At 68.3% G+C, this 20,048-nt stretch carries 19 protein-coding genes, 1 tRNA gene and 1 riboswitch; of the genes, 12 read left to right on the top strand and 8 right to left on the bottom strand.

Features of this window, described 5'->3' with window-relative positions:
• The first annotated feature begins 385 nt into the window (after positions 1-385).
• On the top strand, positions 386-832 hold the full coding sequence (locus ACK4TH_RS01475; protein WP_409621628.1) for an ATP-dependent endonuclease: 447 nt from the start codon (positions 386-388) through the stop codon (positions 830-832).
• 532 nt (positions 833-1,364) lie between these two features.
• Positions 1,365-1,538, top strand: a riboswitch (yybP-ykoY riboswitch).
• 4 nt (positions 1,539-1,542) lie between these two features.
• On the top strand, positions 1,543-2,121 hold the full coding sequence (locus tag ACK4TH_RS01470) for a TMEM165/GDT1 family protein (RefSeq protein WP_409621625.1): 579 nt from the start codon (positions 1,543-1,545) through the stop codon (positions 2,119-2,121).
• Positions 2,122-2,124: 3 nt separating this feature from the next.
• Here the strand turns inward: ACK4TH_RS01470 and ACK4TH_RS01465 are convergent, their stop codons facing one another.
• Positions 2,125-3,942, bottom strand: a complete 1,818-nt coding sequence (locus tag ACK4TH_RS01465) for an ABC transporter transmembrane domain-containing protein (protein WP_409621622.1) — start codon at positions 3,940-3,942, stop codon at positions 2,125-2,127.
• Positions 3,943-4,102: 160 nt separating this feature from the next.
• On the opposite strand from ACK4TH_RS01465, the gene ACK4TH_RS01460 reads away from it, so the two are divergent.
• On the top strand, positions 4,103-5,128 hold the full coding sequence (locus ACK4TH_RS01460; protein ID WP_409621619.1) for an MBL fold metallo-hydrolase: 1,026 nt from the start codon (positions 4,103-4,105) through the stop codon (positions 5,126-5,128).
• On the opposite strand, the gene ACK4TH_RS01455 is transcribed toward ACK4TH_RS01460, so the two are convergent.
• The gene (locus ACK4TH_RS01455; protein ID WP_409621616.1) at positions 5,120-6,244 is read right to left on the bottom strand and encodes a substrate-binding domain-containing protein; all 1,125 of its coding nucleotides are present in this window, start codon (positions 6,242-6,244) and stop codon (positions 5,120-5,122) included. The two genes, ACK4TH_RS01460 and ACK4TH_RS01455, sit on opposite strands and share 9 nt — an antisense overlap.
• 125 nt (positions 6,245-6,369) lie before the next feature.
• Here ACK4TH_RS01455 and ACK4TH_RS01450 point away from each other — a divergent pair, with 125 nt between their 5' ends.
• From ACK4TH_RS01450 to ACK4TH_RS01440, 3 genes are read left to right on the top strand one after another with little or no spacing between them, the layout of a single operon-like run.
• On the top strand, positions 6,370-7,098 hold the full coding sequence (locus ACK4TH_RS01450) for an ABC transporter permease (RefSeq protein WP_409621613.1): 729 nt from the start codon (positions 6,370-6,372) through the stop codon (positions 7,096-7,098).
• Positions 7,095-7,826 carry an ATP-binding cassette domain-containing protein gene (locus ACK4TH_RS01445; RefSeq protein ID WP_409621610.1) on the top strand — a complete coding sequence of 244 codons (732 nt, stop codon included), beginning with the start codon at positions 7,095-7,097 and terminating at the stop codon, positions 7,824-7,826. Before ACK4TH_RS01450 ends, ACK4TH_RS01445 begins: the two co-directional genes overlap by 4 nt.
• Entirely contained in the window at positions 7,823-8,620 is a 798-nt protein-coding gene (locus ACK4TH_RS01440; RefSeq protein ID WP_409621607.1) for a substrate-binding domain-containing protein, read from the top strand. The genes ACK4TH_RS01445 and ACK4TH_RS01440 overlap by 4 nt, the downstream gene beginning before the upstream one ends.
• Before the next feature lie 13 nt (positions 8,621-8,633).
• Here ACK4TH_RS01440 and ACK4TH_RS01435 read toward each other — a convergent pair whose 3' ends face one another.
• A complete protein-coding gene (locus ACK4TH_RS01435) occupies positions 8,634-9,770 on the bottom strand; it encodes a helix-turn-helix domain-containing protein (RefSeq protein WP_409621604.1) in 1,137 nt (378 codons plus the stop codon).
• 227 nt (positions 9,771-9,997) lie between these two features.
• On the opposite strand from ACK4TH_RS01435, the gene ACK4TH_RS01430 reads away from it, so the two are divergent.
• From ACK4TH_RS01430 to ACK4TH_RS01410, 5 genes are all read left to right on the top strand, one after another.
• A complete protein-coding gene (locus tag ACK4TH_RS01430) occupies positions 9,998-10,474 on the top strand; it encodes a 4Fe-4S dicluster domain-containing protein (RefSeq protein ID WP_068607592.1) in 477 nt (158 codons plus the stop codon).
• A gap of 19 nt (positions 10,475-10,493) precedes the next feature.
• On the top strand, positions 10,494-12,341 hold the full coding sequence (locus ACK4TH_RS01425; protein WP_143969087.1) for an aldehyde ferredoxin oxidoreductase family protein: 1,848 nt from the start codon (positions 10,494-10,496) through the stop codon (positions 12,339-12,341).
• A 63-nt stretch (positions 12,342-12,404) separates the two neighbouring features.
• Complete coding sequence (locus ACK4TH_RS01420) at positions 12,405-13,682, top strand: NAD(P)/FAD-dependent oxidoreductase (RefSeq protein WP_409621599.1); 1,278 nt, start codon at positions 12,405-12,407, stop codon at positions 13,680-13,682.
• A gap of 14 nt (positions 13,683-13,696) precedes the next feature.
• A complete protein-coding gene (locus tag ACK4TH_RS01415; protein WP_409621596.1) occupies positions 13,697-13,948 on the top strand; it encodes a MoaD/ThiS family protein in 252 nt (83 codons plus the stop codon).
• A gap of 40 nt (positions 13,949-13,988) precedes the next feature.
• Positions 13,989-14,288, top strand: coding sequence for a hypothetical protein (locus ACK4TH_RS01410; RefSeq protein WP_409621593.1), 300 nt, complete (start codon positions 13,989-13,991; stop codon positions 14,286-14,288).
• A gap of 38 nt (positions 14,289-14,326) precedes the next feature.
• Here the strand turns inward: ACK4TH_RS01410 and ACK4TH_RS01405 are convergent, their stop codons facing one another.
• Positions 14,327-14,683, bottom strand: a complete 357-nt coding sequence (locus tag ACK4TH_RS01405) for a DUF5368 domain-containing protein (RefSeq protein ID WP_409621590.1) — start codon at positions 14,681-14,683, stop codon at positions 14,327-14,329.
• Between the two features lie 30 nt (positions 14,684-14,713).
• Complete coding sequence (locus ACK4TH_RS01400) at positions 14,714-16,039, bottom strand: NAD(P)/FAD-dependent oxidoreductase (RefSeq protein WP_409621587.1); 1,326 nt, start codon at positions 16,037-16,039, stop codon at positions 14,714-14,716.
• A gap of 120 nt (positions 16,040-16,159) precedes the next feature.
• Here ACK4TH_RS01400 and ACK4TH_RS01395 point away from each other — a divergent pair, with 120 nt between their 5' ends.
• A complete protein-coding gene (locus ACK4TH_RS01395) occupies positions 16,160-16,606 on the top strand; it encodes an OsmC family protein (RefSeq protein ID WP_409621584.1) in 447 nt (148 codons plus the stop codon).
• A gap of 1 nt (position 16,607) precedes the next feature.
• Here ACK4TH_RS01395 and ACK4TH_RS01390 read toward each other — a convergent pair whose 3' ends face one another.
• The 3 genes from ACK4TH_RS01390 to ACK4TH_RS01380 all read right to left on the bottom strand — a co-directional run bounded on the left by ACK4TH_RS01390 (position 16,608) and on the right by ACK4TH_RS01380 (position 20,019).
• On the bottom strand, positions 16,608-17,507 hold the full coding sequence (locus ACK4TH_RS01390) for a recombination-associated protein RdgC (RefSeq protein ID WP_409621580.1): 900 nt from the start codon (positions 17,505-17,507) through the stop codon (positions 16,608-16,610).
• A 74-nt stretch (positions 17,508-17,581) separates the two neighbouring features.
• Positions 17,582-17,655: transfer RNA gene (locus ACK4TH_RS01385), tRNA-Gly, on the bottom strand.
• A 45-nt stretch (positions 17,656-17,700) separates the two neighbouring features.
• The gene (locus tag ACK4TH_RS01380) at positions 17,701-20,019 is read right to left on the bottom strand and encodes a patatin-like phospholipase family protein (RefSeq protein ID WP_409621577.1); all 2,319 of its coding nucleotides are present in this window, start codon (positions 20,017-20,019) and stop codon (positions 17,701-17,703) included.
• Positions 20,020-20,048: the final 29 nt, after the last annotated feature.

The raw sequence follows: 20,048 nt of genomic DNA, 5'->3' as shown, positions 1-20,048 counted from the left end.
GGCTTCTTCTTGCTTGGCATAGATGCTCCTTTCCAACATGCTATGCCTCAAACACAAAATTCCTGACAGGCTGCCGCCGGCTTCTTCTTGCTTGGCATAGATGCTCCTTTCCAACATGCTATGCCTCAAACACAAAATTCCTGACAGGCTCGCCGCCGGCTTCTTCTTGCTTGGCATAGATGCTCCTTTCCAACATGCTATGCCTCAAACACAAAATTCCTGACAGGCTCAATGCCTCCAGGAATTTGTTGACGATCCTTCGATTGCCGAACAGGACAAGAAGGACGCGCGAGAACTGCTCCACTCCGCGGATGCCGACGAGGACATTGCCGCGCAGGAGGAGCGGTTTCGATACCAGCTCTGGCTGGACTCCGAGCGTGCGGCCATGTTCTTTGCCGACCGGGTGCTTCTGGTGGAAGGTGCGACCGAGAAAGCGCTCTTCAGCTGGCTGCTGGCACGAGACTGGCACGACCTGACCCGTCACCGCATCGCCATCGTCGATGTGCTGGGCAAGTACAACTTTCACCGCTACATGGCGTTGCTGGATCGTTTTGGCATCCCCTATGGGCTCATCCTCGACGACGACGGTGACAAGAAGCACCACAAAGCCGTCAACGAGTTCCTGCGCCACCGGGCTGGCCCGCATCGTCTGGCGGCCCCCGAATTCCTTCCCACGCACATGGAAGCGTTTCTCGGCCTCAATCTTCCCGGGCGCGGCGACCTCAAGCCGGTGCAAATCATGAAAGTACTGGAAACGGGCACGATCAGCCCTGAGAAACTGAATGCTCTCAGAAGCAAATTTTGCGCAGCGCTTGCGCTTGCGCAGGGTTGAGCGCGATGGCCGTGAGCGCCGCAGGTGGGGATCAGGTGTTCCGTCTGCATCACCTCGCTCCCGGGCGCGGCCGTCCATGGCGATCCTGGATTCAATTGCCATTTGCGCCTGTCGCGTGCAGTGAAAAAGCGCGTGGGGTTTGACTGCATGACCGCCACGTTGTGTGGCAGGTTGTGATAAGACCGATTAACAGGCCGTTGAAAAATTGCCCATCGAAGCGGCCACGTCCCCGTTTGCGTGGGTCCTAAGCCAGCGCAAGCCGCCTTTCTCGGCTTTCCACGGGATGGCCCATTCCGGTGGCTACCGGCAAGCAGGACCCTTGACGCGAAAATCCTGACGATGCGCGACAAGAAGAAAATCGCGGCCGATCTGGAGGTTGCGCTGTCTGGGCAAAGCCCACTGTGAACCGCCTCTCAGATTCCCGGGACGGTTCATAGACACGGTTGCTCGGGCCGCCGATTTCCTCCGTCGCCGCTCAGATCGAGTCGATGATTTCTGCGCCGACGGCGCCGTACTCCTTGTTTGTACAATCCGTGCCGTCACTGGGGAGTAGCCGCTCTGCGACCGTCAGAGGCCTGCGTCAACATGCTTGGCATCTTTGCCATGGCGCAGGCGGTTTCCGGACTTGGCAAGACCTTTGACCAGGGTGCCTCCGACTCGGCCGGGGATGCGCCGTGGTCGTTCGTCTTCGCGCCGGCCGGGAACTGTCCATGGAATCTCTCTTCGTCTCGACGGGCGTCGTCGCCCTGGCCGAAATCGGCGACAAAACGCAGCTGCTCGCCTTCCTGCTGGCGGCCCGCTTCAAAAAGCCACTGCCGATCATCCTGGGCATCCTGGTCGCGACGGTGGCCAACCACGGCCTGGCCGGTGCGCTGGGTGCCTGGATCACCGCCACCGTCAGCCCCCAGGTGCTGCGTTGGGGGCTGGGTTTGTCGTTCATCGCGATGGCGGTCTGGACGCTGGTCCCCGACGAGATCGAGGAAGACGAGGTATCGATCGCGCGGCGCTTTGGGGTCTTTGGGGCCACGCTGGTGACCTTCTTTCTGGCCGAGATGGGTGACAAGACGCAGATAGCCACCGTGGCGATGGCGGTGCACTACGCCTCGCCGCTGATGGTGGTCATCGGTACCACGCTGGGCATGTTGATCGCCGACGTGCCGGCGGTATTCGTGGGCGACAAGCTGGCCAACCGCATTCCGATGCGGCTGGTGCATGGAGTGGCGGCCGCCATTTTTGCCGGGTTGGGGGTGCTGACGCTGATGGGGGCGGGGGCCTCGCTGGGGGTGTGACGCTCAGGCCGGGGCGGGCCCGTCGGCGGCGAATTGCATGGCCGCCAGCCGGGCGTACAGGCCGCCGCGGGCCAGCAGTTCGGCGTGTGTGCCCGTCTCCACGATGCGGCCGTGGTCCATGACCACGATGCGGTCGGCGCGCTGGACCGTGGACAGGCGGTGGGCGATCACGAGGGTGGTGCGGTTGCGCATCGCCGCCTCCAGCGCGGCCTGCACCATGCGCTCGCTGTGCGTGTCCAGGGCGCTGGTGGCTTCGTCGAGCAGCAGCAACGGCGGGTTTTGCAGCAGGGCCCGCGCGATGCTGATGCGCTGGCGCTGCCCGCCGGACAGGCGCACACCGCGTTCGCCCAGAAAGGTGTGGTAGCCCTGCGGCAGCGCACGGATGAAGTCGTCGGCAAAGGCTGCCTGGGCTGCGGCGATCACCTCATCGTCGCTGGCGTCGGGGCGGCCGTAGCGGATGTTTTCCAGGGCGTTGGTCGAAAAGATCACGCTGTCCTGCGGCACGAGGCCGATGCGTTGGCGCAGCGCATGCAGGTCGGCCGCCTGCACCGGCACGCCGTCCAGCAGCACCCGGCCGCGCTGCACGTCGTAAAAGCGCAGCAGCAGTTGGAACACCGTGCTCTTGCCCGCCCCGCTGGGCCCGACCAGCGCCACCGTCTCGCCCGGGCGCACATGCAGGGTGAAGTCCAGCAGCGCCGCCGTGTCGGGGCGCGAGGGGTAGCGAAACTCCACCCCCTCCAGCGCCACCGCCGAGCCGCCCGAGACGGGCGGCAAAGGGCGCGGCTGCGCCGGTGACGCGATGGCCGATCGGGCCGAAAGCAGCTCCATCAGCCGCTCGGTGGCGCCGGCGGCGCGCAGCACGTCGCCATACACCTCGGACAGCACGGCCACGGAGCTGACCAGCAGGATCACATAGACCACCGTCTGCCCCAGGTGTCCGGCGCTGATGCGCCCGGCCAGCACCGCCTGCGTGCCCTGGTACAGCCCCCACAGCAGCGCGGCGGCGGTGGCGACGATCACGAAGGCGATCAGCAGCGCTCGCATGCGGGTGCGCCGGCGCGCCGTGTCGAATGCGGCTTCGGTGGCGCGGGCAAAGCGGGCCGCCTCGCGGGCCTCCTGTCCATGGCTTTGGACGACGGGGATGGCGTTGAGCACCTCGCCCGCGATGGCGCTGGCGTCCGCGACCCGGTCCTGGCTGGCGCGGCTCAGCCGCCGCACCCGGCGCCCGAACGCCAGCGCCGGCACGACGACGAGCGCCAGGATGGCCAGCACCTGCGCCATCACATAGGGGTTGGTGACGATCAGCATGACCAGCGCACCCAGCCCCATCAGCCCGTTGCGCAAGCCCATCGACAGGCTGGAGCCGATGACGGTTTGCACGAGGGTGGTGTCGGTGGTCAGGCGCGACAGCACCTCGCCCGTGCGCGTGGTCTCGAAAAACGCGGGGCTTTGCCGGATGACGTGGGCGTAGACCGCATTGCGCACGTCGGCGGTGATGCGCTCGCCCAGCCAGGTGACGCTGTAAAAGCGCAGCGCCGCAAACACGCCCAGCGCACCCGCCACGGCAAACAGCGTCCAGAAATGCGTGCGCAGTGCCATGACACGCTCCCCCGGCTGCGCCGCCACCAGCCCTTGGTCGATGAGGGTGCGCAGGGCCAGCGGCAGCGCCAGCGTGGCCGCCGCCGCGCCGAGCAGGAACAGCAGCGCCAGCGCGACACGGGCACGGTAGGGCCGCACGAAGGGCCACAGGCCCGACAGCGATCGGGGTGACGCCCGAGGGCCGGTCGGGGCGTCGCGGACAGGGGCGGGCGGGGGTGTCATGGCCGTGCAGCGTAGCGCATCGCTGCGCCGTCCGCGCGGCGTCGGTGGGCTGTCGCTGGGCGTCGCCGTGCCGGTGCAATCGTTGTATGCTTATCGAACGATCAAAAAAAGAGGGTCGAAAGCCGCTCGGCCCCGAGCCTGCCCCCGAAGGAGTTGCCCCATGTCTTCTGCCGCCCTGTCCCGCCGCCGCTGGTTGCAAATCGCCGCTGGCTCCGGCCTGGTGGGGGCCGGCCTCGCCACCATGCCGGAGGTGCGGCTGTTTGCCCAGCAGTTGCAGGACTTTATCGAGGGGCCGCCGGTGCCCGATGTGAAGCCCGAGCGCATCGCGCCCCACGTTTGGATGATTTACGCCCAGGACGGCTTTCCCACGCCGGAAAACCGTGGTGTGATGGCCAACGTGGTGTTCGTCGTCACCTCGGTGGGGGTGGTGATGCTCGACTCCGGTTGCTCGCTGCAACACGGCGAGATGGTCATCCGCATGATCCGCACCGTGACCGACAAGCCTGTGGTGGCGATCTTCAACAGCCATTACCATGGCGACCACTGGCTGGGCAACCACGCGTTCGTCAAGACGTATGGCGAGGCGCTGCCGATCTATGCCCTGCCGCACACCATCGAGCAGGTCAAAGGCGCCGAAGGCAGCCTGTGGCGCAGCCTGATGGAGCGCTGGACCAACCAGGCCACGATGGGCACCCAAGTGGTGGCGCCCAACCGGCCGGTGCAGCACGGACAGACGTTCAATTTTGGGGATGTCACTTTGCGCATGCACCACTATGGCAAGGCGCACACGCCGTCCGATCTGTGCGTGGAGGTGGTGCAGGATCGCTTCACCTACGTCGGCGACATTGCGATGGAAAACCGCATCGCCAACATCGACGATGGCTCCTACCCTGGGACGTTCAAGTACTACGATGCGCTCCAGCAGGCGGCCGGTGACCAGGTGTGGTGGCCGGGGCACGGGCGCGGCGGCAAGACGCTGCTGCGCGACTACGGCACCTTCCTCAAGGGCATTTGGGAGCCGTGCGTGCAGGCGGTCAAGGACGGCGTGCCGCTGGAAAAGGCCAAGGATCTCGTGCTCAAGGACCCGCGCGTGGCTGCGCGGGCGCGGGGGATGGCGGGGTTCGACTCCAACATCGGCAAATACACCAGTCTGGCGTATCTGGAAGCGGAGCGGGAGCTATTCTGACGCCGCGGCCGGCCGGGGCCGGGCCTTCGGGGGCAGTCGCCACCACGGCAGCGTCGCGGTCAGTGAGAGGACGGTGCCGCAGTCCTGCGGCGCGTAGCCCGGAATGTCGGCCAGTCGCGCCTGCCAGGCGTCCGAGGTCAACACGCCGCGCAGGGCGCGCAGCCCGGGTTGCTCCAAGGCAGTCTTGAGGCAGGCGAGGGCATAGCGTTCGCGCACCAAGGGGACGAAGCCCAGCCCCAGCCGTTGCGCGGCCGCCTGTGTGCCCAGGCCCGCATCGGCGTCGCCGCAGGCCACCGTCTGCGCGACGGCGGCGTGTGAGGGCTCGCAGCGATCGTAGCCCGACAGCTCCTGCGGTTGCAGGCCTGCGTCGCGCAACAACTCATCCAACAGCAACCGGGTGCCAGTGCCTTCGGGCCGGTTGACGTAACGCAGCCGCCAGCGCGCGACGTCCGCCAGACCGCGCAGCCGGCGCGGATTGCCCGGGGGGACGATCAGGCCCTGCCAGCGCCGTGCAAAGCCCAGCAACTTGTGCCGCCCCGGGGCAAGCAGTGGCCGGTAGGCCTGCGCAGCGGGGCTGTCGACGCCCGGCTGCTCGCGGGTGTGAAAGCCAGCCACCGCGCAGCGCCCGTCGTTGAGCGCGCGCAGCGCTTCCACGCTGCCGCAGAAGCGGATGTCCAAGTGCAGACGCGCGTGTTCGGCAGCGTATGTCTGCAGCAGCGGCAGGGCGTCGTCGTGGCTGGCGTACAGCGGCAGCACATGGCTGTCCGGGTCGAAGGCCAGCGCGAAGGTGCGCTCCAGCTCGGCGCGCAGGGCCTCGATCTGCGGCGTCAGGCGAGCCTGCGCCAGCCGCTCGGTCCAGATGAGCTTTTCGGCAAACGGGGTGAGGGTGGCGGCCTGGCCCCGCTCCCAATGCACCAGCGGTTGGCCCAGCCGATCCTCCCACGATTTGAGCTGTCCCCAGGCATGCCGGTACGACCATCTCAGCGCGCGCGCTGCGGCCGAGATCGAGCCCCCGGTGCGCACGGCGTACAGCAGGTCCATCAAGGGGTTGCGCAGCGGGGCGGCATGATCCCGTCCCGTGTCGTCCAGATGGTAGTGAAGCCCAATCCTGCGCATGCCCACAGTGTGCCCGATGTGATGGGTGTGCGCGCGCCACGGGCCGCCCCAGGCCTATGCACGCCGCTGCATACCGGGAAAGCCGCGGGCACCCGACGCTCGGTCGGCCGCTACGATGGGCGGCCATGGAGTCATTTGCACAGGGGTTGGCCCTTGCCTGGGGGTTGGTGCTGTCGGGCGACGCGACGTTGTGGCAGATCGTCGCGCGCTCGCTGGCGGTCAGCGCGGCGGCCTGCGCGCTGGCGTGCGGGCTGGGGTTGCTGATGGGGACGTGGCTGGCCGTGGCGCGTTTTCCGGGGCGCGCGGCCGTCGTTACGCTGGTGAACAGCTTGCTGGCGGTCCCCTCGGTGGTGATCGGGTTGGTGGTGTATCTGCTGCTGTCCCGCTCCGGGCCGCTGGGCTTTCTGGGCTGGTTGTTCACGTTTCAGGCCATGGTGTTGGCGCAGACGGTGCTGGTGTTGCCGCTGGTGATTGGACTCACGCGCCAAGTGGTCGAGGATGTGGAGTCCCAGCACGGCGAGCAGTTGCGGGCGCTGGGCGCCGGGACATTGTGGCGCGGCTGGCTGCTCGCCTGGGATGAGCGGTATGCCTTGCTGACGGTCGTGATCACCGCCTTTGGGCGCGCGGTCTCGGAGGTGGGGGCGGTGATGGTCGTGGGCGGCAATATCGAGGGTTTTACCCGCGTCATGACGACGGCGATCGCGCTGGAGACCAGCAAGGGCGATCTGCCGCTGGCGCTGGGGCTGGGCATCGTCCTGCTGGGGGTGGTGCTGGTGCTGAATGCCCTGGTGGCGCTGCTGCGGCGCTGGCGCGAACGGGTGGATGCGCTCACACCGGCGGGGGGGCGCGCATGACGCCGCTGTACGACTTGCGGGGGGTGCACGTCCGTCTGGGCCCGATGGGGCAGGTGCATGCGTTGCGCGGGATCGACCTGCGTGTGCAGCCCGGTGAGCGCGTGGCGCTGGTGGGCAGCAACGGCAGTGGCAAGAGCACGCTGCTGCGTGCGCTCATGGGCCTGTTGCCGGTGGAGGGCGAGCTGCACCGCGCCCCCGGGGTGCGTGCGGCCTTGGTGTTCCAGCAGCCGTACCTGATGCGCCTGAGCGCGCTGCACAACGTGGCGATCGGGCTGTGGTTGCAAGGGCAGCGCTGGGCACCGGCGCGAGCGCTGGCGCTGCAAGCGCTGGAGCGCGTGGGCCTGGCGGACCATGCGGGGCGCAACGGGCGAGCCCTGTCGGGGGGGCAGCAGCAACGGCTGGCCTTGGCCCGCGCCTGGGCGCAGCGCCCCAGCGTGTGGCTGTTGGATGAGCCCACCGCCAGCCTCGACCCGCAGGCGCGGCAGGAGGTCGAGGCCCTGATCCGCACCTTCACCGTTCCCGATGCCTCGCCGGCCGATGTAGGCAGGGGAACCTTGATCTTCAGCAGCCACCATTTGGGGCAGGTGCGGCGGCTGGCCAGCCGTGTCGTCTATCTGGAAGGGGGGCGAATTCTGGCCGATTTGCCGGTGGAGGCGTTTTTTTGCCCCGAGGCGCTCGCGCGGCATTCGCCGCGCGCCCATGCCTTCGTTCAGGAGGAGTCGGCATGAGCCGCATGGCCTGGGCGTGCATCCTCGCCATCGGGTTGCTCAGCGGGGGGGCACGTGCGCAGACGATCGTCGTGGCTTCGACCACGTCCACGGCGCAGTCGGGTTTGTTTGCCCACTTGTTGCCACGTTTTCGGCAGGCCACCGGTATCGAGGTCAAGGTGGTGGCACTGGGTACCGGTCAGGCGCTGGACATGGCCCGCCGGGGGGATGCGGACGTGGTGTTCGTGCACGACAAAGAGGCGGAGGAACGCCTGGTGGCCGAGGGCTGGGGCGTGCAGCGGCACGATGTGATGGTCAACGACTTTGTGCTGGTGGGCCCCAGGGCGGATCCAGCCGGTGCCTCGGGGCATGACATCGTTGCGGCCTTTCGCCAAATCGCCCGCGCGGATGCGCCCTTCGTCTCGCGCGGTGACAAGAGCGGCACGCATGCGGCCGAGTTGCGCTACTGGGCGCTGGCGGGGCTGCCGACTCCCGGCCGCGGCTACCGACTCTGTGGCTGCGGCATGGGGGCGGCCTTGAACATCGCCGCGGGTATCGGCGCCTATGTGTTGACCGACCGGGGCACGTGGCAGAGCTTCAAAAACCGCGCTCAACTGGCCGTCCTGGTCGAGGGGGATGCGCGTCTGGACAATCCCTATGGGGTGATCCTGGTCAATGCGGCGCGCCATCCCCACGTCAAGGCGGCCGCAGGGCAGTCCTTCATCGACTGGATCACCGGTCCGCAAGGGCAGGCCGCCATCGCCAGCTTTACGGTCGATGGGGTGAGGCCGTTTCGCCCAAACGCCTCGCGCTGACGGCGCGGCGGGCTCAGCGCTGGCCCAGCTTGCGGTAAACGGTGGCGCGACTGATCCCCAGTTGCCGCGCCGCTTCGGCCACATTGCCGCCGGCTTGCGCCACGGCGTGGCGGATCAGAGCCGCCTCCCGGCTTTTGAGGGGCAGGGCCGCCCCGTGCTGCGCGTCGTCGTGCCCCGACTGCGCCAGCACCAGCAGCCGCAGCCCCAGCCAACTGGGCACTTCGAGCGGCCCGCGCCCCCGTCGCGCGGCACCGAACAGGTCGCCATACGGCACGGCAAACACCTCGTCCGCGTGGGGCCAGCCGCCCGTGCTCGCTTCCGTGCCGGGGCGCAGGTCCAGCATTTCGGTGGCCGTGCGGTTGGCGCCCACGATGTGCCCGTCGGCATCGAGGACCAGGATGCCGTCGTCGTCATCGCCCGGCAGGTGCCCCGGCCAGGTGAGCCGCAGGCTCAGGGCATGGGGGCGCAACAGCACCAGCGCGTTTTCGATGCGGCGCGCCGTCACGCTGACCAGGTGCTTGAGGGCGCGGCGCTCCGGCGCCATGACGCCCGTCAGATCCAGCATGCCGATGCACGCGCCGTCGGGGTCGAACAGTGGTGCCCCGGCGCAGCTGTAGACCGCCGTATCGTCAAAAAAATGCTCCCCCCGGTGCAGCCAAACCGGTATCCGCTCGGCCAGCGCGGCGCTGATGGCCGAGGTGCCGATGGCCCCCTCCGACAGGTCCACGCCGATGCGGGCAATCGCGTGGACATGGCGGTTGCTGGGATCGACCGGGCCATGCACATCGATGACCACCCCGTGCGGATCGGTCAGCAGCGCAAAGTAGCCGGTGTCGGACATCGCCCGGCCCAACGTCCGGTCGATGATGGGGCTGGCCGCGCGACGCAGGGCTTGGCTGGCCTCCAGCGTTCGCCGCATGGCGGCGGCGCTGACGCTGTCGAACACCACCCGCTCGCGCGGACGTTGCCCTCGCGCCAAGCATCGGCGCCACGAGGACACGATCCATGGCTCCAGGCCTGGCGCGTCCCCGTCGAAATGGGGGTCGTCGAGCATTCGGCGCCGGGCCTGGTCGATGGCGACGGTGCGGGCGTGCGGGGGGATCGGCCGCGGGCTGACCGATTCGCCGGGGCGGGTGGGGGCAAGGGCCAAGGTCGTCTCCTGATCGTTTTGGGGCTCCGCCAGGCAATTGGACGGCAAATGCCGATTCGGCGCGATGCCCGTCCTACACGTTCACTGTCGCATTTTGAGAAATTCCGCACGCCTCCCCGATCGCCTAGGGTTATCCCCAAGGATCGCAGGGGATTCTCCTCCAACAATACCAAAGCGCTGAATTACCCATGGGTGTCCTTGCGGCCCCGCTACCCAGGAGACCAAGCATGCAAAAGGTGCTGCACATCGATCCGGCCAAGTGCACGGGCTGCCTCCAGTGCGAAATGGCTTGTTCGTTCGAAAACTACGGCACATACGCCACGTCCAAATCGCGCATCAAGGTGTTCGACTTCCACCACACCGGGCGCAAGGTGCCCTACACCTGCACCCAGTGCGACGAGGCGTGGTGCCTGCACGCCTGCCCGGTGGAGGCCATCACCGTTGACAAGGTCACGGGGGCCAAGGTCGTCAACGAGACCACCTGCGTGGGCTGCAAGGTGTGCACCATTGCCTGCCCCTTCGGTACGGTCAACTACGTGCAGGAAACCGGCAAGGTCCAAAAGTGCGATCTGTGCGGTGGCGATCCGGCCTGTGCCGATGCCTGTCCCACGGGCGCCATCACCTTCATCGATGCCAATTGGACCGGCATCGACCGCATGAAGCAGTGGGCCGACAAACTGGGCAACCAGACGGCCGCGGCCTGATCGTCAAAGGAGCACGAACATGTCTTGGGCTGGAAAAATCCTGCGCGTCAATCTGACGGCCGGCACCTGCACGGCCGAGCCGCTGAACATGACCTGGGCGCGCCAATACCTGGGCTCGCGCGGGCTGGGCAGCAAATATTTGGTCGAGGAGGTGGACCCCAAGGTCGATCCGCTGTCGCCCGACAACAAGATCATCTGGGCCACGGGGCCGCTGACCGGCACCATGGCTTCCACCGGCGGGCGCTACACGGTCATCACCAAGGGCCCGCTGACCGGGGCCATCGCGTGCTCCAACTCCGGCGGTTACTGGGGGGCGGAGCTCAAGATGGCCGGCTGGGACATGATCATTTTCGAGGGCAAGTCGCCCAAACCCGTGTACCTGTACGTCAACGACGACGTGGCCGAACTGCGCGATGCCTCGCACCTGTGGGGCAAATCGGTCTGGCAGACGGAGGAGATCCTCAAGAGCTCGCTGCAGGACCCGCTGCTGCGCATTTCCAGCATCGGCCGCGCGGGCGAAAACCAGGTCCTGTACGCGGCGGTGGTCAACGACCTGCACCGCGCCGCTGGCCGCTCCGGCGTTGGGGCGGTGGCGGGCAGCAAAAACCTCAAGGCCATTGCGGTGCGTGGCACCAAGGGCGTGGGCAACGTTCGCGACCCGAAGGCCTTCATGCAGGTCACGAAGGAAAAGAAAAAGATCCTGGCCGACAACGCGGTGACCGGGCAGGGGTTGCCCAAATACGGCACGCAGGTGTTGATGAACGTCATCAACGAGATCGGCGCGTTGCCCACGCGCAACCACCGCGATGTGCAGTTCGAGGGGGCCAAGGACATTTCGGCGGAGGCCATGCTGACGCCACGCCCCACCGACGGCAAGACGCACCTGGTCACCAACCAGGCGTGCTTCGGCTGCACGATCGCCTGCGGGCGCATCAGCAAGATCGACGAGACGCACTTCAGCGTGCAGAACAAGCCCCAGTACTGGGGGGCCAGCGGCGGGCTGGAGTACGAGGCCGCATGGGCGCTCGGCGCCGCCAATGGCGTGAATGATTTGGAGGCGCTGCAGTACGCCAACCTGATCTGCAACGAGCACGGCATGGACCCGATCAGCTTTGGAGCCACGGTCGGCGCGGTGATGGAGCTGTACGAGCTGGGTGTGCTGACCAAGGAGCAGATCGGCATCGAAGCGCCGTTTGGCTCCGCCCGTGCCCTGTGCGAGCTGGCGGACATGACGGCCAACGGCGTCGGGTTTGGCAAAGAGATCGGCCTGGGCTCCAAACGCCTGTGCGAGAAGTACGGCCACCCCGAGCTGTCCATGAGCGTCAAAGGCCAGGAGTTCCCCGCCTACGACTCGCGGGGCATTCAGGGCATGGGTTTGGCTTACGCGACCAGCAACCGCGGCGCCTGCCACCTGCGCGGCTACACCGTGGCGTCCGAGGTGCTGGGCATCCCCGTGAAGACCGACCCCTTGACGGCCGAGGGCAAGCCCGAGCTGGTCAAGGCCTTCCAAGACGCCACGGCGGCGTTCGACTCGGCGGGCATCTGCATCTTCACCAGTTTTGCCTGGGGTCTGGCCGACGTAGCGCCGCAGGTTGCCGCCGCCTGCGGTGACGAATACACCACCGAGGAGCTGGAGCGCATCGGCGAGCGCATCTGGAACATGGAGCGCGAGTTCAACAACGCCGCCGGCTTCACGGCCAAGGACGACAGCCTGCCACCGCGCCTGCTGACGGAGCCCGCCAAGAGCGGCCCGGCCAAGGGGCTGGTCAACAAGCTGCCCGAGATGCTGCCCAAGTACTACGCGGTGCGGGGCTGGGATGCGGAAGGCCGCCCGACCGCCGAAACCAAGGCGCGACTGGGCCTTTGATCTACCCGTCTGGGGACGACAAGGAGGCGGTCCCCGTGACCGCTTCTTTTTTGGGAGCACGATATGACCCACCACGTCATTCTGGGGGCCGGACCGGCAGGGGTGATCGCGGCCGAAACCATCCGCAAGCACGCGCCCGCGGATCGCATCACGCTCGTGGGCGATGAGCCGGAGCCGCCGTATTCGCGCATGGCGATTCCATACCTGTTGATCGGACACATCGACGAGGCCGGCACCCACTTGCGCAAAACGGCCGACCACTACGACCGCCTGCGCATCGAGCGCGTGCAAGGGCAGGCGACTGCGGTGGATGCGCTGGCGCGCGCCGTGCGTCTGGGCGACGGGCGTACCCTGACCTACGACCGGCTGTTGATCGCCACCGGGTCGCGGCCTGCCCGCCCGCCCATTCCCGGGATCGACCTGCCGGGGGTGCACCACTGCTGGACCCTGGCGGATGCCCGCGCCATCATGGAGCGGGCCAAACCCGGAGCCCGCGTGCTGCAATTGGGCGCCGGCTTCATCGGCTGCATCATCATGGAGGCCTTGCAACAACGCGGCGTGACCCTGACCATCGTCGAAATGGGCGACCGCATGGTGCCGCGCATGATGGGGCCGGCCGCCGGCGGCATGATCCGTGACTGGTGCGAAGCCAAGGGCGTCGCAGTGCACACCGGCACGCGCCTGGAAGCGATCGAGCCTGGCGCCCCGCTCAACGTGCGTCTGTCCAGCGGCCACGCGGTCGCGGCCGATCTGGTCATCATCGCCGCTGGGGTCAAGCCCGCCATCGGTTTTTTGGAGAACTCCGGCATCCGCTGCCTGCAGGGCGTGCTGACCGACGAGCACATGCAGACCAACGTGCCCGGCGTCTACGCGGCGGGGGACTGCGCCGAGGCGTTCGATAAGGTCTCGGGTACCACCATCGTCAGCGCGATCCAGCCCAATGCCGCCGATCAGGCGCGCGTGGCCGCGCTCAACATGGTGGGGCAGCGGGCCGAGTTGCGCGGCGTCACGCAAATCAACGTGCTCGACACACTGGGGCTCATTTCCACCAGCTTTGGCAACTGGCAGGGGGTGCCCGGTGGCGACCGGGTGGAACGGGTGGATGCCGAGCACCACAAGGTGTTGAGCCTGTGCTTCGACGGCGATGTGATGGTGGGGTGCAACAGTGTCGGTTGGACCGACCACGTCGGTGCCCTGCGCGGGCTGGTCGAGGGCAAAGTGCGGCTGGGCGAGTGGAAGCAGGCGCTGATGCAGGATCCGACCCAGTTCATGGCGGCGTATCTGGCGACGGCCCAGGCCCAGTCCCGATGGGGTGGGGCGGCCGACACGCGCCGGCGCTGAGGAGCCGTTGCCGCATGCAGATCACATTCAAGCTGTTTGCGACGCTGGGGGACTACCTGCCCCCCGGCGCGCGTTTCAATCAAGTCGAGTTGGAGGTGCCCGACGACGCCACCGTGCAGGCGATCATCGACCGTTACCAGCTACCCCCGAAGCTGGTGCATCTGGTGCTGGTCAATGGGGTGTTCGTGCCACCGTCCGCGCGGGCCGAACACCGGCTGGCGCCGGGCGACGTGCTGGCCGTCTGGCCGCCCATCGCGGGGGGCTGAGCCTGGGGGTGATCGGGTCACCCCGCACGGCCAATGGGGCATGCAGTCGCACTATCCCGCCTCGTTCGAGCGTGACATGGGGTGCACCGTTGCCGAGTGGCTGGGCTGGTTGCCCGCGGCGATTGGTCCGCACCCGTGGTCGCGCGACGGCGACGGGGCGCGGATTGGCCTTGGCGAGGGCGAGTTGGTGCTGACCTGGCGGCCGTTGCCGCCACGGACCCTCGCGCTGATGCAGCTGCCCCGGCTGTGGGTGGGGTTTTGCTTCGAGGGTGTCAGTGCCGATGCACGCCAGCGCTTCATGCGCCGCTTCGATCTCTACATGCAGCGGGGCGGTGGGTGATGCACCGCTAACCCAGCCGTCATGCGCGGATGAAGCGGTCAAGCCGGGCGGCGCGCCGGCCGCGACAGCCAGCCCATGACGGTATAGGCGAGCAGTGTGGTGGCGACGAAGCCGACGCCGTAGACGATCAGGATCAAGAACCAGTCGGCCGGCCCCGCCGCATCGGTGAAACCCGACGACGACACCGCCGCCATGATCACGAGGGCCACGGCGCCCCCCAGCAGCCCCAGCAGCTCCGACTGGACCATCCGGCGCGAGACGATGCGACCGTCGCGCCGCCACACCCACACGAATCCCACCACCGTCGCCAGCGCGAGCAGCGGCAACACCCACAGCAGCGGGCCGAGCATCTCGTGGAATACCGCAAGAAACACCAAGGGATCGTAGGTTTTCATGGGCAGGTTCTCCGAATGGGCGGCGGGGCCTCAGGCGCGGCCGCGCAGCATGCTCAGATAGGTGGGTTTGAGGGCCATCGTCTTCATCACCCAACTCACCCACAGCTCCTCCAGCGGCGCGATGAAGCCGGGGAAGGACTGGTAGAGGTTGTCCTGGTAGTCGAATTCGATGAGCATCGCACGGCCCAGCCGGGTGATCAGCGGGCACGAGGTGTAGCCGTTGTACTTTTCGGTCGAGGGCTTGCCCGTGATGTCGCCGACCAGGTGGTCCACCGCCACCGGCACTTGCCATTTGACGCTGGCCGCCGTCTTGCCCTTGGGCACGCCGGCGATGTCGCCCACGCCGAACACATTGGCATAGCGCTTGTGGCGCAGCGTCTCGCGGTCCACCTCCATCCAGCTCTCGCGCGCAAACGGCCCGTCTTGCCACGGCAGCGGGCTGTTGCGCACCACCTGCGGCGCGCGCATCGGCGGCACGACGTGGATGAAGTCGTACTGCAGCTCCGTCGTCCCGGCGGGGGAGCGGTAGGTCGCCAACCGGCGTCCCAGGTCTAGGGACACGAGCTGGTGCTCGTAATGGGTGCGGATGCCGCGGTCCTGAAACAGCATGCGCACCTTCTCGGACACGATGGGGACGGAGAAAAGCACCTTCTGCGGGGCCAGGTAGTGCAGCTCGGCTTTGCCGCGGCTGCCGGCGCGGCGCAGGCGGTCATCGGTGATGAAAGCGTACTTCAGCGGCGCGCCGGCGCACTTCATGTCCGTGTGCGGCCGGCCAAACAAACCGACCCCGCCCCGTTCGGCAAAGGCGGACATGGCCTGCCACGTGGCGGCGGCGGCCTGGGGGCCCTGATAGACACTGCCTACCCCGTCACGGCCGATCCATGCCGTATCCATGCCCTCGATCGCGCCGTAGTTCAGTTCCAGCCCGCAGGCCACGACCAAGAAGTCGTAGCCCACCTTGCGCCCGCTCGATGTCACCACGTGGCGGGCTTCCGGGTCGATCTCCGCGGCGGCCTCCTCGATCCAGTCGACGCCCTGCGGGATGTATTCCCGCGTCGAGGAGACGACGTAGTTCATCGGCTTGATGCCGGCGCCCACCAGCGTGAACCCGGGCTGGTAGTAGTGATCGCGCCGCGCGTCGATGAGGGTGATGCTCGCCTGGGGGAGGCGGCGGCGCAGATGCGAGGCGCTGGCCAGCCCGGCCGCCCCGGCACCGACGATGACGATGCGGGCCTTGCTGTCCACAGCGGGCGGCGTTGCCGCCTGGGCACGCGCCGCGTCGGCGGCCAGCGCGGTGGCCCCCATGGCGGCCAGCCGTGCCAGCGTTTGGCGGCGATCGGAATCGAATCGGTGCATGGCGGTGTCCCCCGTTCGTCATTCATACCCTTGGGAGTTTGTATGATGGGTGTGCTCACTGCGACAGTCCTTGATCCATCGCAAGGCCCGCGACCGATTCACATCCGGAGAAACCCGAGTATGGATACGCCCACCACCATCACGCTGGTTCGACGCAACGGCTATCAATTCGAGATCGATTTCGGGCTGGACACGCCCACGCTGTTCAGCGACGAACCACCCCCGCTGGGTCAAGCCAACGGCCCCACGCCGAAACACCTGCTGCTGGCGGCGGTGGCCAATTGCCTGAGCGCGAGCCTGACGTTTGCGCTCACCAAATTCAAGCAGGACCCGGGTACCCTGACCGCGGTGGCGCGCGCCACGGTGGGCCGCAACGCCGCCAATCGCCTGCGGGTGCAGCGCATCGAAGTCGAGATTCGGCTGGAGCGCCCCGGGGACGCGTACGAGCATCTCGACCGCATCCTCGGGCAGTTCGAGGAGTTCTGCACCATCTCGATGAGCGTGCAGCAGGGCATCCCGATCGACGTCCGCGTCACCGGGGGCGACGGTCAGGTGCTCAAAGGGTGATTCAGCGCGGCGCCTCGCCGCCCAGCGCCGCGATCAGGTCGCTGATCAGCGCGGACAGCTCGCCCGTGGCGATGGCGGCGTCGGTGTCGAAGCCATCCGCCTCGCCCGCATCGTTGTCCTCGAACACCCCGTCCTGAAACGCCAATCGGCGCAGTTGTGCGCTGTCGGTCAACACGAAGGCCACGCGGCCGTCCCAGTCCAGGGCCAGCTTGGTCGGCCGCTTGCCCTGCGCCAGGTGCCGCTGCATATCCTCGGTGTCGAGCACGTGGCGGGTGAAGCGCACCACCGCGGGGCTGTCGCCGTCGCTCTTGAGTTCGGCGTCGCGGCCAGGGGCGAAGTGCGTGGGCCAGTCCTGCGGCGCGGAGCCGAGCCAGCCGGCCATCGCCGTCGCCGGGGACAGTGCCGTCTCCAGCGGCTCGACACGCAGCCCGTCCAGCGCCCGGACCAGGGCGGTCACCACCGCGTCCACGCGCTTGGGCGACGTGCTGTCGAAGGCGATGCGCCCCGCGCCCACGTCGAGCCAGATCTGCACGTCCACCGCCTGCGCGAAGGCCATCGGCAGCAGCTCCTGCAGGATCGCTTCCTTCAGGTCGCGTTGCTCGCGCCGGCCCGGCTGGCGGCCCTCGGTGGCTTCGATCTGGGCGCAGCGCGCCTGCAGCGCGCGCTTGACGACGGCCCCGGGCACGCGCTTGGTCTCGATGCGGTAGCGCATCAACCGGTGGCCCGCCACCGACTCGACCAGGGGGGCATGGGGCTGGCCGCGCGGTGGCACCCAGCCCTCGCTCTGCATCTGGGTGGGGCCGCAGGGGTGGAAGGGCAGGGCCGCCAGGGCCTGCTCCATCTGTTCCAGGGTCGCGGCAAAGCCGTCGCCGATGCGAAAGACCGTCAGGTTCTTGAACACGGTGTGGGGAGCTCGTCGACGGCCGGACGTGCCATCGGTTGCAGGAACCGGCGGCATGCCGGCTGCGGGGATGCTGGAGCGGGCGATGGGAATCGAACCCACGTCTTGAGCTTGGGAAGCTCAGGTCCTACCATTGAACGACGCCCGCGTCGCCCCAGTATTGTAGAGCAAAGCCCGGGCGGGGCCGGGCCGTTCACGGTTTGCCGAGCAGGAAGTACAGGCCCGTGTAGCCGCGGGGGGCGTGCACCAGGCCGAGGTAGACGGGGCCGATGGCCGTGTCCGCGCCCAGGTATACGCTGCTGCCCCAGCGCAGGTTGTCGCGGTAGCCCGACAGGCGCAGCCGCTCCGTCGCATCCCAGGCCCCGCCGGCCTCCAGCGTGCTTCCGACGAACAGCGCCCGCGCCACGCCCGGATTCAGCGACAGTTGCCGGTAATAGCCGAGCCGCAGCAGCATCAGGGCATTGCCGGCCACTTGGCCGACCCGGTAGCCGGAGAGCTGCTGAAAGCCGCCCAGCGAGTACTCGTCTGCGGCGCCCGGCGGCAGCGCGGTGGAGCGGCTGAGGCGTCCGTAGAGGTTCCAGACGTGCGGCCCGCCGCGAAAGACCTCGTTGAGGCTCGCCTCCCAGCGGATGAAGTCCGTCGCGGTCCCCCGGGCGCGGTAGTGGCCGCGTTGCCACTCGATCTGGTAGCGGTGCCCCTGCCCGGGGAAGTTGGCGTGGTCCAGCTGATCCGAGACCCACGCCAGGCGCCACGCATACTCGCGCCAGCCCACGTCGCGCAGTGTGCCGCGGCCGACCCGCTGGTTGTCGTAGTCGATCAGCGAGTGGCGGCGTGCGGCGATCGCACCGACGCGCACGTCGCCCCAGTTGCCAGCCCGCCCCAGGTGCCAGCCCAGGTCGGCGCCGATGCGCGTGGTGCGGCGGTGGAACAGCGCCAGGGGGTCGCCGCCGGCGTCGAACCACTCGATCTTGCGCAGTTCATGGTCCGCGTACGCGCTCGTGAAGCGGCTGCGGTCGTCGCCCAGCGGCTGGTACCACTCGGTGCCCAGCGCCACCGTCGCGCCCAGCTCCACCCGGGTGCGCCACTGGGCGCCCCGGTGGCCGGCGTCGCGCAGCGTATGGCTCAGGCGCAAACGGAAGTCACCCTGGCCCTGGAAGTCGGTCTGCAAGTCCAGTCCGAGCCGAAGCTGGTGCCGCGCCCCGTCGTCGTCGCGCAGCCGGTAGATCAGGCCCTCGCCCGTGCCGTCGGTGGCGGGCGCCAGCCGGTAGTCGAGCTGGACGTAGTCGTCCAGCGCCACCAGCCGGCCCAGGTCCTCCTCGATGCGGTGCGGCTCCAGGGCATCGCCTGGGGCCACGTCGATTTGCCGCATCAGCCGCGCCGCCTGTGCCGACGAGACGCCCTCGATGCGCACGAAGGCCAGCGAGTCGGGCAGCGTTGCCAGCAGGGCCTCGTGCCGCGTCTGCCGCGCGGACTGCCACGCCGCGTAGGCCACTTCGTCGAGCGCGAAGCGCCGCAGGGCCTCGATCACGGAGGCCCCGTAGCGCTCCCCGATCGCCATCAGCGCCGGGCCCTGGTCGAAGCTGGCCGCCGTCAGCGAGCCCAGATCGGGGGTCAGCAACAGGTCGCGGCGGTTCAGGCCCTCGATGCTGCGGCGGACGTTTTGCTCCGTCAGGATGTTGATCATCTGCACCGTGACGCCCAGCGCGGTGCCCAGCGTTTCGCGGCGGGCCAGCGGGGTGCCGATGTTGACGGCGATGACGATCTCCGCCCCCATCGCCCGCGCGACGTCCACCGGCAAGTTGTTGACCAGGCCGCCATCGCCGAGGATGCGGCCGTCCCACTCCAGCGGCGAAAACACGCCCGGCACCGACATGCTGGCGCGCAAGGCGGCGGCCAGATCCCCCGACGAGAGCAGCACCGGTTCGCCCGTCTCCATATCGGTCGCCACGGCGCGAAAGGGCGTAGGCAGCGCGTCGAAGTCCGGCAGGTGCCGGGTGTGCAGGGTGTAGCGGCGCAGCAGCAGCTCGAGCGACCGGCTCGACACCACCCCCTTGGGGAACTGGAACTGGCCGTCCTTGAAGCCCAGCCGCACCGCAGGCGAGTAGGTGAAGTCCTCCTCCTTGCGGCGCTGGGTCAGGTCCTGCCGGGGCGGGCGGTCGTCGAATAGCCGACCCCAGTCCACCGCCAGAATCTCCCGCTCCAGCGCGGCCGGGTCCATGCCGCTGGCGTACAGGCCGCCGATGATGGCGCCCATGGAGGTGCCGGCGATGACGTCCACCGGCACACGCGCCGCCTCCAGCGCCTTCAGGATGCCGACGTGCGCGAAGCCGCGTGCCCCTCCGCCCGACAGGACCAGCCCGATGCGCGGCCGGTGGCCGGAGGGCGCGGCCGCGGTGTCCGGTGCTGGCGCGGCGGTGCGGTCGAGGAGGGGGCTGGCGGCGCCGGCGGCCTGGCCGTGCGCCGCCACCAGCCAGGCGAAGGCGGCCAGCAGCCGCCAGAGACAACGGATCATGGGATGCGTGCGGAGACCATCGGCAGGGG

Source organism: Tepidimonas sp. (assembly GCF_046292505.1).
Classification (GTDB): Bacteria; Pseudomonadota; Gammaproteobacteria; order Burkholderiales; family Burkholderiaceae_C; genus Tepidimonas.
This window is presented reverse-complemented; position numbering and strand designations above follow the sequence as displayed.

Coding starts and splice junctions, on each gene's coding strand:
- ACK4TH_RS01475 (WP_409621628.1), top strand. CDS start 386: ATGTTCTTTGCCGACCGGGTGCTTCTGGTGGAAGGTGCGACCGAGAAA.
- ACK4TH_RS01470 (WP_409621625.1), top strand. CDS start 1,543: ATGGAATCTCTCTTCGTCTCGACGGGCGTCGTCGCCCTGGCCGAAATC.
- ACK4TH_RS01465 (WP_409621622.1), bottom strand. CDS start 3,942: ATGACACCCCCGCCCGCCCCTGTCCGCGACGCCCCGACCGGCCCTCGG.
- ACK4TH_RS01460 (WP_409621619.1), top strand. CDS start 4,103: ATGTCTTCTGCCGCCCTGTCCCGCCGCCGCTGGTTGCAAATCGCCGCT.
- ACK4TH_RS01455 (WP_409621616.1), bottom strand. CDS start 6,244: ATGCGCAGGATTGGGCTTCACTACCATCTGGACGACACGGGACGGGAT.
- ACK4TH_RS01450 (WP_409621613.1), top strand. CDS start 6,370: ATGGAGTCATTTGCACAGGGGTTGGCCCTTGCCTGGGGGTTGGTGCTG.
- ACK4TH_RS01445 (WP_409621610.1), top strand. CDS start 7,095: ATGACGCCGCTGTACGACTTGCGGGGGGTGCACGTCCGTCTGGGCCCG.
- ACK4TH_RS01440 (WP_409621607.1), top strand. CDS start 7,823: ATGAGCCGCATGGCCTGGGCGTGCATCCTCGCCATCGGGTTGCTCAGC.
- ACK4TH_RS01430 (WP_068607592.1), top strand. CDS start 9,998: ATGCAAAAGGTGCTGCACATCGATCCGGCCAAGTGCACGGGCTGCCTC.
- ACK4TH_RS01425 (WP_143969087.1), top strand. CDS start 10,494: ATGTCTTGGGCTGGAAAAATCCTGCGCGTCAATCTGACGGCCGGCACC.
- ACK4TH_RS01420 (WP_409621599.1), top strand. CDS start 12,405: ATGACCCACCACGTCATTCTGGGGGCCGGACCGGCAGGGGTGATCGCG.
- ACK4TH_RS01415 (WP_409621596.1), top strand. CDS start 13,697: ATGCAGATCACATTCAAGCTGTTTGCGACGCTGGGGGACTACCTGCCC.
- ACK4TH_RS01410 (WP_409621593.1), top strand. CDS start 13,989: ATGCAGTCGCACTATCCCGCCTCGTTCGAGCGTGACATGGGGTGCACC.
- ACK4TH_RS01405 (WP_409621590.1), bottom strand. CDS start 14,683: ATGAAAACCTACGATCCCTTGGTGTTTCTTGCGGTATTCCACGAGATG.
- ACK4TH_RS01400 (WP_409621587.1), bottom strand. CDS start 16,039: ATGCACCGATTCGATTCCGATCGCCGCCAAACGCTGGCACGGCTGGCC.
- ACK4TH_RS01395 (WP_409621584.1), top strand. CDS start 16,160: ATGGATACGCCCACCACCATCACGCTGGTTCGACGCAACGGCTATCAA.
- ACK4TH_RS01380 (WP_409621577.1), bottom strand. CDS start 20,019: ATGATCCGTTGTCTCTGGCGGCTGCTGGCCGCCTTCGCCTGGCTGGTG.